The 14,977-nt window shown below is 63.0% G+C and carries 10 protein-coding genes and 1 tRNA gene; 3 read left to right on the forward strand and 8 right to left on the reverse strand.

Going from position 1 to position 14,977, the window contains the following annotated elements:
- Positions 1-3: 3 nt before the first annotated feature.
- The 5 genes from LZC95_22435 to LZC95_22455 form a co-directional block, all read right to left on the reverse strand.
- Positions 4-1,437, reverse strand: a complete 1,434-nt coding sequence (locus LZC95_22435) for an alkaline phosphatase family protein (GenBank protein WXA99563.1) — start codon at positions 1,435-1,437, stop codon at positions 4-6.
- 69 nt (positions 1,438-1,506) lie between these two features.
- Positions 1,507-2,991, reverse strand: coding sequence for a hypothetical protein (locus LZC95_22440; protein WXA99564.1), 1,485 nt, complete (start codon positions 2,989-2,991; stop codon positions 1,507-1,509).
- 930 nt (positions 2,992-3,921) lie between these two features.
- On the reverse strand, positions 3,922-4,851 hold the full coding sequence (locus LZC95_22445) for a hypothetical protein (protein WXA99565.1): 930 nt from the start codon (positions 4,849-4,851) through the stop codon (positions 3,922-3,924).
- A 3,142-nt stretch (positions 4,852-7,993) separates the two neighbouring features.
- Positions 7,994-8,066: transfer RNA gene (locus LZC95_22450), tRNA-Phe, on the reverse strand.
- Positions 8,067-8,157: 91 nt separating this feature from the next.
- Positions 8,158-8,622 carry a GNAT family N-acetyltransferase gene (locus LZC95_22455; GenBank protein WXA99566.1) on the reverse strand — a complete coding sequence of 155 codons (465 nt, stop codon included), beginning with the start codon at positions 8,620-8,622 and terminating at the stop codon, positions 8,158-8,160.
- Between the two features lie 94 nt (positions 8,623-8,716).
- On the opposite strand from LZC95_22455, the gene LZC95_22460 reads away from it, so the two are divergent.
- Positions 8,717-9,169, forward strand: coding sequence for a MarR family transcriptional regulator (locus LZC95_22460; GenBank protein WXA99567.1), 453 nt, complete (start codon positions 8,717-8,719; stop codon positions 9,167-9,169).
- Between the two features lie 45 nt (positions 9,170-9,214).
- Positions 9,215-9,646, forward strand: a complete 432-nt coding sequence (locus tag LZC95_22465) for a hypothetical protein (protein WXA99568.1) — start codon at positions 9,215-9,217, stop codon at positions 9,644-9,646.
- On the opposite strand, the gene LZC95_22470 is transcribed toward LZC95_22465, so the two are convergent.
- Entirely contained in the window at positions 9,629-10,747 is a 1,119-nt protein-coding gene (locus LZC95_22470; GenBank protein ID WXA99569.1) for an AAA family ATPase, read from the reverse strand. The two genes, LZC95_22465 and LZC95_22470, sit on opposite strands and share 18 nt — an antisense overlap.
- Positions 10,748-10,819: 72 nt before the next feature.
- On the opposite strand from LZC95_22470, the gene LZC95_22475 reads away from it, so the two are divergent.
- On the forward strand, positions 10,820-11,491 hold the full coding sequence (locus LZC95_22475; protein ID WXA99570.1) for an RNA ligase family protein: 672 nt from the start codon (positions 10,820-10,822) through the stop codon (positions 11,489-11,491).
- 373 nt (positions 11,492-11,864) lie between these two features.
- Here LZC95_22475 and LZC95_22480 read toward each other — a convergent pair whose 3' ends face one another.
- Together LZC95_22480 and LZC95_22485 are read right to left on the reverse strand one after the other, a co-directional pair.
- Positions 11,865-12,467: a nucleotidyltransferase domain-containing protein gene (locus LZC95_22480; GenBank protein WXA99571.1), complete on the reverse strand. Its 603-nt coding sequence runs from the start codon at positions 12,465-12,467 to the stop codon at positions 11,865-11,867.
- Between the two features lie 222 nt (positions 12,468-12,689).
- Positions 12,690-14,975, reverse strand: coding sequence for a hypothetical protein (locus tag LZC95_22485; protein WXA99572.1), 2,286 nt, complete (start codon positions 14,973-14,975; stop codon positions 12,690-12,692).
- Positions 14,976-14,977: the final 2 nt, after the last annotated feature.

Here is a 14,977-nt window from a genome sequence, read left to right on the forward strand (position 1 = left end):
CTACTACCTTACGAAGATCATCGCGTTGCTCGCCAGGTCGTTCTGCGACGCGACTCGCTCGTTCAACGGACTCAATCCCCAGCGTTTCTCGATGAGACCAAGAATGCTGGTCGTATCGTAAATCGTTTTGTCGACGCCACCGCGGGCAAACTTGGAAAAGACGATCGCCGGTACGCGCGTTCCTGGTCCCCACTTGTCCTTGACCGGCGGAGCCACATGATCCCAATAGCCACCGTTCTCGTCGTAGGTCACGATGACCGCCGTGTCCTCCCCATGGGGACCGTTGATGACCGCCTCGATGAGCTCGACCGCCTTCTCCTGCCCTTTTTGCAAGTTCGCGCCCGGATGCTCGTTGAAACCGCCTAGCGGCTTGACGAACGACACCGGAGGCAACGTGCCATTTTTCGCCGCCACGACGAAGTCCGTTTCGTCTTTCAAGTGGGCGCGCCCGGGCTCGCCGCTGGCATACGCGGCGTAATACACGAATGGCTGATGATGGAAGGTGAAGCCCGACGGCGGACTGCCGCTCGCCGCCGCGTTCCATCCTGCCGAATACCACGCCCAGTCGATCCCTGCGGCCGTGAGCTGATCTCCGATGGTGGTCCCCGTCAGCACCGGCAATTTGGTTCCGCTGCTCGATGTCGGTTGGTTCGTGGGAACCGTCGTGTTGACCACATAGCCATCCGGCGTGCACGTTCCATCTTTCGTCAGCTTTCCGGACGCATCGATCACCGCCCGCTTGTCCGAAGGGCAGCCTTCCCAGTGCGGCGTGGCTGCTGCGATCAACCATTGATGGTTGAGAAAGGACCCACCAAACGCCGCATGAAAGAAGTGGTCGCATACGGTCACGTGGGGCGATCGAGATCCAATCAACTTGACGACGGGCAGACTGCTCGTTGGGTAATAGCCGAAGGCGAGCCCCTTCGAGCTGTTGTTCGAGACGAACAGGTTCATCGCTCCGCCGTTGATCTGAGCGATCTCTTGATAATAACGATGGGTCAGATCCTTCGTGGCCTGATGGATCGGCACGTACTTCGTGATATCGAAGGCCGCGTTCGGCAAATCGGTCGGGATGTTCGAATCGGTTTGCGGAAGCGTCGTATAAGGGGTTCCGGTCGACGGATCCACCTGCGCGATTTTCGCCCCAGCCGAAGACAAACCTTCCGCGCCGGGGTAGCTGCCGTACAGGTTGTCGAAGCTGTGATTCTCCATGAAAATCACGACGATGTGTTTCAACGACGAGAGCGAGGGCGGTGCCTCGGCGTCGCTCCACGAATCATTAGGCGGCGCGGAGCCGCTTTGCGGATCGCACTCGACGGATGCGTCGGGTGCACCTCCGGTATCCCCCATCGAGTCCGAGGAACTGCAGCCACCGGATGCGTACAAGGAGAGTGACACGAAAACGCCGTATTGGATCCATGCAGAACGTTTCATCATATTCACCTTGAATGTCGGACCGCACCGAGTGCTTGAATCGATGGGCGAAGGCGTGATCGTCGAGGGACGCTATCGAGCGCGCATGGCGAAATGGCCGACGGGCTTCTCGATTCCGGTTTTCTCCCCCGCGGGAACTTGCGTGTAGATGTCGCGAACCGGGGCGAGCACCGCCTCGCGTCCGCGGGTAAAGCTTTGCTCTTCCACGATGGCGCGATACGCGCGATCGAGATCGAGCGCGCGAGTCGGGCTGGGAAGGAGCAAATGATCGATGCGCTGGTGAAGTCGCGCGGCCTCGTTCGCGCGCAAGGAATGACTCTCGCCGAAAAAGCGATGCATCACTTCGGCGTTCTCGTGAAAATCGTCGGCGGCACCATTCTCGGCGAGATAGCGCGTGTATTCATATCGCCCATCCGAACCCTGAGGCTCCGGCAACGCCTGCAAACCGCGTTGGGTCCAATGCCACCACCCGCGCGAACGGCTCGTCGTAGCCTGCACCGATCGCACGTTGGGTGGCGTGCTACCGACCTTTCGCGGAAAGGAGAAGATGCTGTCGGTGGTCGCTCCCACGCCGCCGTGGCAGCCGACACAGTAGAGCGTTTCCTCGTAGGATTGAGGTCGCAACGTTCCGTCGGCGGCCTCGATGAAGCCTGCGAGGAGCCAGCCTCGATCGTTGTCCACACCGCGATCCCACTGCCACAAGTACGAAAGCGCCCCGTCGAGCGATTCCTCCTGCTCGAATGTTTCTCGCTCCGCCTGTCGCTTCAAATCCGCGTAGCCGAGCCATCGCGCCTTTTTCGCATACCGCAGCTCCTTCATGCGCGGTGCCATGGTGACCGTTCCGTCGGGCCCGACGTCGAGGTAGCGCACGCTGTGCAGAAATTCCGTATTGAGTGGGAAGAGCCCCACGGCGATGGGAAGGCGACCGGCGCGTTCCTCCTCCCGTGCGCGCCCCACGTAGTGCATTCGCCCTGCATCACGCGGATCATCGTCGCTCCCGGAGGGCGCAGCGCGATCGAATGCCACGCGGTTCGCGCGCGAAAGAACACCGTCCAAATCGAGATCGACACCGAGCTCTCCCTCGTCGACGGCGGGGATGGGCACGTCGGTTCGCGATATGAGCGCTTCGACGATAGCCAGGTTGACTTCGTAGACGAGTGTACTTGGATGTCCTTCCCTATCCTGCCGAAACGATGGATCGAGACGAATGAGCACATCGCCTGCCGAACCGTTCGTGGGAAGGAATGCGCCTACCAGTGGGTAATAGGCAAACGCACGCCACCCCGAGAGGCCGCCGCCCGGACCATGGTCGAAACCATCTTCGTCGAAATCGAATCCTGCGTCGGGGACATAACCGTCCCATCGTCCATCTTTTGCACCATCCCACGAATCAGGGAGCGACGTCAGGGTTCGAGCAAGTGGGAGCTCACCGTGTTCGTCGCGATAATTGCTTTTGCGCACGTAGTCGAGAATGCCTTCGTCGCTCGACTTCGTCGCGCGCAAGATGGGCGGGGCCAGGAGATTCGTCCAGCGGTTTTTCGCGGCCGCCGGCGCCATGGTCCACCGAAGTTGAAGCCCTTCGTCGTCCACGAAATTCGGAGGCGAGGAACGAGCGTGACATGGATAACAGGAGTTCCTCCCCCTCGTTCCCGGAGCCATTTGCGGCTTCGCGTAGCACTGAGGTGGGATATAAGCGAACCGGTTTTCCAACGGACCGAAATCCGTCATTCCACCGGGAACCGATGGCACCACATGGTCGCTCACGTCGGCTCTCTTGACGACATTCGCAAATACGTCCGACGGCGTCGTCTCGCCGTGAGGACGGGTGCGACACGCTAAGAGCATCCACGAGAGAAGCACGATGGAGAGGGGTGCAGATCGCATGGTCGAACGTTCGCGCCACGATGCTGCGTGGGCGGCAAGAGCCCTTGTCGCGCGCAGTCGCATCAGCAGCTTTTTCGAAACTACGTTACGAAGATGACACAAATGATACCGGTGTCAAAGCCCAAAACGGAAGGTCGATTTGCATTTATTCCCGGAACCGACCGAAAGTCGATACCGCATCGCGTTACTACCGGCCGGTGCCGTGAACAGCGCCCCACCGGACCGACAGGCCCGCGACTTCCCCGCACCGTGCCGTCCATCGATGCCTTCTTTCGAATGCGGTGAGTCGAATCGAATATCGTGGTTAACCTATTCGTTGGTTAAACATTATTGAAATTGATGTTGCGATACCAAAATGCAAAAACAGCGGCGACATGCGCAATGCCGACGCTCGGCTTGGGCCGCAGGTCGGCGTTGCGGCGCGGGCACCCCCAAATGGCGCCCTGTCGGGTGTGTGTCGATGTTCGGCGCGACGACCGCGGCGACGATGAATCGGGCAAAACCACGCTGCTGCGGGCACTTCTCGATGCGAGCACCGTCCCGACGGAACGCTTCTTCTACCTTCCGCAGGACATCGACAGAGACGCTAGTTTCTCGAATGGCCTAGATGCAGCACTTGGTACCCGTCCAATATTTGCCGGTGCCGGTGCACGAGCCCGAGGTGCCGTCGACGCATTGGCTGACGTTCTGGACGCAGCACTGGCTGCCCGTCCACATGAAGTTCGTGCCACTGCAGTAACCCGAGGTGCCCGAGGTGCAGATGGCATCCTTCTCGATGCAGCATTTGCTGCCCGTCCATTTGAAGCCCGTGCCGCTGCAGTAGCCCGAGGTCCCGTCGACGCATTGATCGACGTTTTGGACGCAGCATTGGCTCCCCGTCCACATGAAGCCCGTGCCGCTGCAGTACCCCGACGTGCCCGCGGTGCAGATGGCATCCCTCTCGATGCAACAGCGTTTGCCCGTCCATTTGAAGCCCGTGCCGCTGCAGTAGCCCGAAGTCCCGTCGACGCATTGGCTGACGTTCTGGACGCAGCATTGGCTGCCCGTCCAATCGAAACCCGTGCCGCTGCAGTAACCCGAGGTGCCGTCGACGCAAAGCGTACCGCCGGTGGAGGGCGGCCTCGCGTCCTTCTCCGAAGTGCCTCCGTCTTTCGTGGACGGGTCGGGATCGGCGGGACAGTAGGACGATTTCTTGCTGACGTAACACGTGTCGTTCTTGTCCGCGCACACGCCATCGATGCATGCGGCGGCCAAAAAGGTTGCGCTGCTGCTGGAGCAGGAACAGCACGTCGGGGCGCAATCCATGTACGAGGTGCACGAGCTGCCGACCGACCTGGTTCCCGGCAGCGCCGACGGCGGATTCACCGGGCATGCATCGTTCGCTTGGAAGCCGCCACTCGAGACATTGCGGTTCGAAAAATCGTCGTTGCCGTTGCCGTCCGAGTCGGAGGAACAGGCGCCGCTTCCCAGGGTGATGCCCAGAAGACCGACCGCCGAGAGCGCAAAAAGCCGATGGTGGAAAAAGGAAGCCATGAGAACGAGAGCCTTTCCCGCGGGCACCACCCGCACTGGCACGGGTCCATCGCATATCTACGCGCGACGGGCCAGATCCTTCCCCGCGCTTCCGCGCTGGCGCCTTTTGCATATTTCGGCGTATTCCCATTCGGCCAGAAGACAATGCCCGAGCCGAAGTACCACATCGGTTGTTTTGGAACGAAGCCGGCCTGCTCGATGTCAAACGTACGAACTTCCCCCAGGCCATGGCAGCACCAAGGGCCAGCGTGGTGGTCAGCATGAGCGGTTCGTCCTCGGTTTGCGGGCCAACGGCAGCGCCGTGGGAAGCTAGCCACCGAGACTGGCGCCGTAATATCGAGCCGCTTCGCGGAAAGCTCGTCGACAGCGGCAGCATTGCGCGATCGGTGAAAATCCCGCCCCGAGCGAGAGCGACAACGAAAGGCGCACCGTGCCGCCGAGCTGCGCATTGATGGTGGTCTCGCGATCGATTCTTTGGGAGATGATGCACCGGGGCGGTTGCACGTCGATCTCGACGGAACGAAGCCGCCGCCCACCTTGCGGGCGAGCGAGACCAGGAGAACGGGCGGTCGGTCAACGAGAACGAATCGGTTCCCTGCCCCGTCGGCGAGCATCGCGCGCGCATTCACGCTCGCGCCGGAGGATCGCGAATTCCGTAGAGATTAATGCCGAGGTTAACGCTGGCAGCACGGTCAGCGTTTTCAAATTGGTTGGCCTGTTCAGTGACGCGAGTTGCCCTTCCTGCGAGTATTGTTTCGCTACCGCGAGCAGACTCTCGCTAGGGATGGTTTGAATCTGGTCCTGATACTCGTCAGCGATCTGCGTTTTCTTAAAATCACTACCTAAGCACCCAGCTAAATTGAGATTGCAATCATCATGGTTGATACGCACTCATGTGTAATTATTTGGATCTCCTTATTGCGGTCGCACGAAAGCGATTTGCGCACAGGCAACACACACTTGAAGCCGCGTCGCGGGTCTCTGTTAGCCGACCTCGAACACCTACCATCGAGCCGATGACGCCGAAATAACGCGACCGGGCCCTGGATGGAATCAATCGACTGAAGTCTTTGCAGTATCGGATTTCGGCCCGAATCGTCGTCTTCTTCGCCAGGAGGCGCCACCTTCCGGCGAGACGCGCTCTCCAATCATCTATCGCCAGTTCGGTCCCCAGGACTACTCATACCAAAGATCCGGACGAGCCGGAGACCAACAAGTAGCGCTCCGGCTCGAAAGAATACCACGAAATGCAGCCGTTTACCCTCGGCGAATCCAGAAGGACTCGATTCGGTCGTTCATTTTGGAACCCACCCATGGCACCAGAACGCACCCACACGGGTCGTGAGCAGACCAAGTTTGTCGGTCACCCGAAAGATCTATGTTGTCGTAACCCGTCACGACATTGCAATCGTTATATGAATTAAATCCAGAGATCCTGTCAGCCCAAAAGAACATTGCTCGTAGCTTGTATCCGGAAGCGTCGCAAGGCTCGGCGCCCTCGATGCGAGTTAGGCTAGGCGGGTTATTGTTGGCATGCTCAAACCACTCCATGAGTAGTACATTACCAACTGCGGGCGCGAGAGCGGATGCAGCACCCTTAGTGCACGTTTTTGAGAGAATGGGCGACCATTCCCCAGGCGGAGCCTTGCCTACAAGGATGGTGCAGACCTCCTGGGGAGACGCGTCGGGATTCGTTTCGAAACCGGAAGTCTCCAAATTGGTTTCGCTCTGAAGATCATTTTCTTCCGAACCGCCTTGGGCGCCGCAGGCGATCGTCCCGAGCAAGGCGCTCGCCGCAACGACGCGAATACCGATTTCTGTAAACAAATGATGCGATAACGCGATAGTGAGCATTGGTGAGTCTCCTTTGCGATTGACGCAATGCGATGGCACACGGGCGACAACTCGGCAGCACGCGTTTCGGCTTTGACGAACATATAGTCGTCAATGTGCTCGACCGATGCGCCTGCGCACGCGCGAAAATGGTCTGAAGATGCCGTTACCCTTCCATTCGCCCGTCGCGCCCCTTGTTCGTAGGCAGTGATAGAACTTTTGTACATCAACGCGAGAAGCTGCTTTCGATGTCGGTTTGAGCCTTCCGCCACGGCAGATCCCCTGCCGCGCGAGATCCCCTGCGGCCTGAGGAGCGCGAGCACGTCTTGAAACGGAAGGCACTACTCTACGCGGGGACAGGGGTTCGGCGGCGGATCCCATGAGATTCACCGCCAGCGTCTCGGACGAGCCTCGGCTGGTCGCTAGGGGTTGGCCCCCAATGGCGGGTGGCTCCTCACGGTTCGAGCCGCACGAAAAGGACGTCATTGTTCAAATTGATCTCAGGCGCGTTCCTACTGGGAGCATAGGGTTCGATGGAGGCCACCAGGTTGTCATCCAAATCCAAGCGATGGCCTGGCGCTATGGTTGCGCCATTGACGAGCCACTCCGCAAGTCGTCGAATCACGGATACGGTCGGAGAAATGCCTTGAGCCTCAACGGCGGTAACGAGTTTTGGTCGCGCGAACTTCAGGAGGCCTCGCGTGTGCAATCACGTGCTCCAACCCCGAGGTCGCATCCAATTCAACGACGAAGTTCACCTCGTGGCCGAGATCGAACCGGCGACGGGGCTCCAGGCGCGCGACAGCGTAGCCATCGTGAGCCGTACGCATTCAGAACCACGAAGGGTCGCCGCTCGGCAAGCCAAATCCCCGCGGCCCAAGCTGTCTGAAGGTGCCCATCCAACTACTTGCTTTCGCGTACCTTCTACAGTTCGCGCGAGAGCACGGCGATGGTGCGAATCTCTTTCTGTTTCTCGACCACTCCGCCAACTTTCGGCGGACGCTCTAAGAAGAGAGCGACCGGGCAAACATCCCGAGGTGCTCGCCCGCGGAGTCGCGAGGACGCACCCGCAGTGGCTCAACGTGTACGGCGTAGAGCCGCACCTGATCGCACTCGACTTGGCCACGCCAGTACGAAGGCAGCGCAGATCACGCTCACGAGCACCCATCTCGGCGGAACGCACGCGCCGAAGAGTGGGTCGAACTTGGATGGCGACCGAGGCAAACCAGGCCATCCAGGACACGAGCAGCAACCTTCGTGCCTTCACCACACACCACGGTCCGCGGCGGAAATCACGCGCACATCGTAGTGCCCAGGGACGGAATCGAACCGCCGACACGGGGATTTTCAGTCCCCTGCTCTACCAACTGAGCTACCTGGGCTCCGGGCTGCGATTCATGCCCGAGCGTGGGACCCCTTGTCAATCAGTTCGCGCAGAATCGACACAAAACATTTTTCAGGCGGGGCCGAGCGTCAGGGAGATGGCGGGCTCTCGAGCAGCATCAGGAGCTCCGTAACGCCGTGGGAATCCGCGATCGGCGGCCCCGCGGGGCGGAAGCCGGCCTTCTCGAGGACGCGGATGGATCCGACGTTCTCCGCGGCCACGTAGGCGTGGAGGGGGCGGGTCCGCTCGTGGTGGGCCACGAAGGCCGCCAGGGCGGCGGAGGCGATGCCCCGGCCCCAGTGGGCGCTGCCAATCCAGTAGCCGACGAGGCGCTTGCCATCCCCCTCCCAGCTCACGATGTTGCCCACCACGACGCCGTCCACCACGATGGCCTTCTTCATGTTGCTCGGGATGGGCAGCACCTTCTCGCGCCAGTGCGCCATGAAAGCGTCGTACTCACGCGCCGGGAAGGCGGCCATCCGGTTCGCCTCCGGCTCGCGTTGGTGTTCGAACAGGATGGGCAGATCGTTTTCCGTCACATCGCGCAGAAGCATCCCACTTCGATAACCATCGGGAGCGGCGGAGGCACCGCTCCCGCGTCTCGATTTTGCGGATTTTTCGACCCTGCTGCGACTAAGCCTGGGCTGGATGAACACGAAGGTCAAAAACTCGGGCCTGCGCGAGCTGCATCGGCTCGATGGGGCGCTGCTGCTCATGCACTTCGCCTTTCGCGGGCTGGTCGCCGAGGCGGACGCGTTCCTTCACCGCCGCGGGCTGTCCCGGGTGCACCACCGCGTGCTTTTCGCCATAGCCCGCAGCGAAGACCTGTCCGTCGGCGGATTGCAGGAGCTGCTCGGGGTCAGCAAGCAAGCCCTGCACAGGCCGCTCAAACAGCTACAGGACGAAGGCTACGTCGTCGCGCAGCGGGATCCGGCGCAGCACCGCAGCAAGGTTCTCCGGCTCACGGCGAAGGGCGCGCGCGTCGAGAATGCCGCCTCGAAACGCGAACGACAGGCCATCGGCGAGGCGCTCAAGAGCGTGAAGCCAAGCCATCGCCGCGCGTGGTTCGACATCATGGACGTCCTGGCCCGCCGCGCCTGATCGCCGTGCCTTGCGCTCTCAGGTCAACCATGTTGACCTGAGAACATGCTCGCCCTCCTCTTCGGCACCGTCCTCGCGCTCAACGCGCTCTGGTTCGGCGTCGCGTTCGCATCTTTTTCCCTGCGGCCGGTGCCGGCGGCGAAGTTGCTCGTGCCGCGGGATGCTCGCTCCTCGCCGCTGTTCGGGATCCTCGCGGCATCGCTCCGTTTCCTCGGCGGCATGAACCTGGCGATGGCCCTTTTCGCGATGCTCCTCCTGCTCTTCGCGCCCCTGTTTCCCCTGCCCGGCCAGCGCGCGCTGTTCGCGGCGGTCTTTGCCATGGGACATGGGACGCAATTCGCAGGCAACGTCCCCGTCGCGCTTCGTCGGACTCCACTTTGGCCCGTGTGGCGCGGCCCCATGCGATTCATCTTCGGCGTGGACTTCACCTTGATGGCCGCCAACGCAGCCCTTTGCGTTCTATACCTCTTGCAGTGAGTACACGATCTCGTGTGCCTCGGTGGGGTCGGGCACCTCCCAGCGATCCATCATCGAATGAATGACGCGCTCGGGAACGACGGCGTCGCGGGAGCGATTCTGCGACCAGAGTGAGTCGCGTGACGCCTCGACGTACACGATGGTGATGCGCGCATGGTAATCGGCCAGGAGCGACAACAGCGGCGCACGAAAACGCCGTGAGATGTTCGTCGCATTCCAGACGAACCGCTCACCGCGCCGCAAATGTTCCTTGGCGCGCTCGCGCGCCGTTTGGACGACCTGACCCTGATTGTCCGAGTGATCGATATCGAGCTCCTCGCGCAATCCATCCAGGGATACGACGGGCCAATCCGGGAAATGCCTTTTGACGTAAGTATCTTTGCCCGAGCCCGGAAGGCCCGCCATGACCACGACCTGCACCTTGGTGTCGTCCCATGCCTCCACGTCGGGATGGCGCCCCTCGGAATGAAAAAACGTGTAACGCGTGTGCGGAGAGGCAAACGTGCGCGGACGATCGAAACAACCTTCGTCGCGGCAATATTCGCGATAGAGATCGATGTTGTCCAAAATACGTTGCAAGTCCTGGCACACGCGCCCGCGAATGTCCGCCTCGGCCACCAACGCGAGCAAATCGCACCGAGCCACCAGGCTTATTTCGGCGGCGAATCGGCGGGCGTCGTCGCGTTCGATGAGATAAAAGGGAATCTGATGATATCGAATCAGGCCGCACACCCTTTCGCGAAGTGCAAAGGGCTCGCCGAGCTCCCATAGGATTTTGCGCGCCATGAGCTCACCGCGGCGGGAGTGGCCTTTGGCCGTGACCCGCCCGTCGTCTTCTGTGCGCGTGGTCGCCGGCTTGGCCACGTCGTGCAAAAGGCACGCGAGGTAGACCGCGCGGCGATCCTCCTCCGGCAGCTCGCGCCAGGCCTTCATCGCCGCGAGCGTCTCCAGCACCATGCGCGTGTGGATCCATACGTTGCCCTCGGCGTGGTGAATGGGATCCTGCGGGCAGGCCTCGAGCGCACGCACCCAGGGGAAAACCTGCAGCGCGTCCCATGGCACGCGGTAGTCGGGTGCTTGCGGAAGTTCGATGGCAGCCATGCCGACGCTCTATAGGGCCAGCCCGCGCGGAAGGCGAATCCACGGGGCGAGATCTGCTACGGTTCGCGTGCCGTGTCTTCCAAGTATCCGCGCTCGTTTCATCTTCCCTGGTCGCCCGGGGGCACGTCGGACGACAAGCGTCTGCACGACGTTTCAGGTCTGCTCGGCGTCGAATTGGTGGTGACCGAGAAGTGCGACGGGAGCAACCTCACGTACACGCGCCATAGCGTTTTTTCGCGCTCGCACGCGGGCCCGCCATCGCATCCAAGCTTCGACTTGGCCAAGGCCACGCACGCGCGATTGGGCTATTTGATCTCCGAGGGCACCTCCGTCTTTTGCGAATATTGCTACGCCGTGCACTCCATCGAATACCGCGCCCTACCCGACTATTCGCTGGTCTTCGGCGTGCGCGACGACCAATCCGGCACGTGGTGGGAATGGGACATGGTGACGGCCCAGGCGGCCGATCTCGGACTGCCCACGGTCCCCGTGCTATTCCGCGGCATCCTCGAAACCGAGCGCCAACTCCAGGCGCTCACCGAGGACTTGGCGGCGCAGCCCTCGGCCTTCGGAGGCATCCGCGAGGGCGTGGTCGTCCGCCGTGCGGCGGTCTTCGGCAACACGGAATTCCCACGGAGCCTCGCCAAATGGGTCCGCAAGGACCACGTGACCACCGACGAACACTGGATGCACCAAAGCATCACGCCACAGCGCCTCCGCTCATCGCCGCCCCCCGCGGACTAGGCCTACCCCAAAGCGGCGTCGAGGCAGAAAAAGAAGAAGAAGAAAAAGAAGAAGAGATGCTGCCCCACCCGGCAGCGCTCACCCCTGCTCTCCATGTCCTCATTTCGCGCTGCTGCCCGCCCCAAAGTGGGTGCTCATGCCATGCTTCCCGCATCATCGCCCGCCGCCCCTTCCGCATGGCATTCCGCGCCCACAGGGGCGGGCCGCCCGGATCGCCTTGAAAGCGCCACCGGGCACGGCCACAGGGGGGGCCATGGGATTCGCTATTCGCGAATCGCGAATCGCGAATGCTCCGTAACCCCTTCATCCCGGAGCCATCGCGTCGTGGATACGGCCGGAGCTGCACACCGCCGTCCAGCTCTCGTTTCGGAGCTTAGCGCCTGAGCTCGACCAGAAGCCCATCGCGCACCGGGGCGAACTCCTTCGCCAGCGCCTCCCACGTCGCGTGTTCGCCGCTCCGCACCCGCGCCCACCATGGGCCGGCCACGCGAAAGTCGACGATGGCGCCGTGCTCGGCGATCTGCGTCGCGAACGCCAGCACGCGCAGGGCATGCAGCACCCGCTTTGGCGAGGACTCCGCGTCGAACCTCTTTTGGGCCTTGGTCCAATCGGAGTCCGATCGCGCCTTGGCCGAATCGCGGAGACGCGCGACATCGCGCCGGTATACGAACGGGGGCCGCGCGTCTTTGAGCCGGTGCTCGGCGGGTGCGAAAAGCCCCTCGAGGGCAAAGATGCTCTGGTCCTCCAGCGCCTTCGCGTACGTGCCCGCGCCGTGCACCACGACATTGAGGTTCTCGCCCCAGAGCAGGTCCTGGCGCGCCTCCGCATCGTTCAACACGACGAGGAAGTCCTCATCGGAACCCTCGCGTGCGGTTCCATAGACGTGGGAGCCGCAGCGGACGCAGAGACGCACATCGCTGTCATTCCGGCGCAGAACGCGCAGCACACGGTCGTAGTCGATGCGGAGCTCGCTCATGCAAGGAGCATAGAATTTCGCGACGTGGCGACGGACGAAAACGCCCGATGGACAACGCAGCGTTCGGCACTACGGACACCGTAGATCCGTATTGTCGAGGAGACCGCACATGCCCCGCACCCAAGCGAACCTGGAGCTCTCGAACCCCGCCGGACTCTACGATCCGGCACCCAAACGCGACGACTTCGATGTACCGGCGAGCCCCCCTCGTTGACTCCGCGGCTAAGGCCCCCCGCAGCGATTGAGCAGCATTTCCACCGATTCGAGGCGGCCGCTTCCGCTCTTTGGAAAAGGGCTCGTGGCGGCCACCAGCTGCGCGCGCACGCTCTCGATGCGCGCGCGATCGCCCAGGGCGCATGCGCATTGGGCCATCGCGCGAAGGAGCTCTCGGTGGATGCGAACCGTCGGCGGCCCCGCGGCGAGGGCGCGGTCGAGGTACACGAGGGCCTCCCGGTGCCAGCCACGCTGCGCGAGGTTCTTGCCGAGGATGTAATCGGCCAGGGCATCGTGCGTGCGCTCCGACCACGCGCCGATTTTCGCGCCGGAGAGCAACGGTTCCGGCTCTCTCTCTTTCGTCCCCAGCAGGAACGCGGCCATCGGCTCGCGGGCTGCAGGCTCGTGCGCGGCCATCGCCTTCACCTCCAGGGTGCGCGCCACATCTTCGTCCACGGTGCGCGCCGCGAGCGCTCGATACCGCTCCGACGCGGCGTCGTAGGCGCCGGAGAGAAAATCCCAATCCGCGATGGCCTCCTCGGCGCGATCGCGGAAGGTGCGGGGCGTCGCAGGATCGCCGGCCATGCGCTCCAGCGCCGCGCGGCCCTCGGCGCTGTTGCGCGGCTCGCGGAGCTCGAGCAAACCGCGCCCGTAACGCGCCGAGTGCGACTCGGGATCGCGCCGGAGCACGTCGTCGTAGAGCTCGCGGGCGCGTTCTTCGCGGTGCGAATCGCGGCAGGCGTCGGCCTCGTGCAGAAGTGCATCCACGACGTGGGGGCACCTTCGGCCGAAAATCGCCGGTCGATCGAACTTGGCCTTCGCGTACGCCTGCGTCTCCGGAAGCAAGGGTACGGCCGCCAACGACGCGCGAAACTCGTCGTCGAGCGCATCCCACCCTTTGCCCACCGCATCCTCTACGCGCGCCCCGCCATACACGGCGCGCACCTTGTCGACGCCATAGCGCTGCATCATCCAGCGGATGAACGCCCCGGCCACGGTGTAACTCTTCGCCGCCGACTGCCCGAGAAAATCAATGGAAAACACGGCCCGCGCCCGCGGCAGGATGCCGAGATCCAGCATGGCGTGCGCCCAGCTTTCGTCGGTGAGTTCGTCCTCGTCGGGGGATGCGGCGACGGCGACGCCCTCGATCAAGCCGGGATTCGGCCAAAGGCCGCCCCACGCGCCGGCGATGCGAAACGGCCCGCGCCCGAAGCTCCCCGCGATCACGTGCGCGATCTCGTGCCCGAGCACGGGGTGCGGGTATCCGTGCATCTGCAAGTAGACCTCGTGGCGCCAAGGCTTGGCGATATACGTATCCCCTGCCCCCATGAGGCGCTTTTTCTCGCCGGCATCGCGAAAGAAGAAGGCCGTGATGCGCTCCGGCCCGCGCGCGCCGAGGGTGTGCTCCACGCTGGCGATCTGCTCCTCGCAGTCTTTGAGCACGAGCAGCGCTTCGTCCTCGCGAAGGTCGTCGGGGTAGACGGCATCGCAGCGCGGCCCGCTCTTTTTGCCGCCAAGCTCGCGCGCGATGGTGGCCGGTGTCTCCCAGTGCCCCAGCTCGGGGCCGAACGCGGTCACCCCCACGCTCGCGGCCAATGCCAGCGCCGCACACACCGCACGCGCGGTGCTGGTGCGATCCTTGGCCGCCCACACGAGCCTCCCCTCGTCATTTCGCCCGAGGAGCGATGCGCCGAAAAACACGGCCGCGAGGCTTGCCAGGCTGCCCAGCCGGTACGTGAGCAGCGCCGCGCCCGAGTCGATGACCGTGTCGTACAGCGTGCCGCTGAAGTACCCGACGAACGGGTCGAACGCGAACACCATCGGTGAGGCGTAGAAACGCCATAGGCTCACGACCACACACGCGAGCGGCCCGGAAAGCGCCGCTACCACGACCCAAACACGCTTTCGCGTTCGCACCACCTCCGCGGCGCACGCGCCCCACACGCCACCGAGCACCGCCCCGATGGCGGCCGTCAGCACGAAGCCCAACGTGCCGCGCGCCGCATCGCAAAAGCCGACGCGCGCCCCATGCACGATGGCCGTTGCCCAGGCAACGAAGGCAAGGGCAAGCCCGCTCGCCGCCCCTCGTACCGTGCTCTCCACTGGTGGCGGCCGCCACCGCCTCGATTCGAACGCCGTGGCGATGGCCGCTGCACTCGGCACGATGATGCCGCTGGCCAGGGCATGCTCGTACCCCGGCCCGCCGAACAGCGGCAAAAAGCCGATGGCCAAGAGCAGCACCGCCACCACGGCGGCCGCGATACGTTGCGGCCGCGAACGCCAAATCGCCGGCATCG

Source organism: Sorangiineae bacterium MSr12523 (assembly GCA_037157775.1).
In the GTDB taxonomy this organism is placed as follows: domain Bacteria; phylum Myxococcota_A; class Polyangia; order Polyangiales; family Polyangiaceae; genus Pendulispora; species Pendulispora brunnea.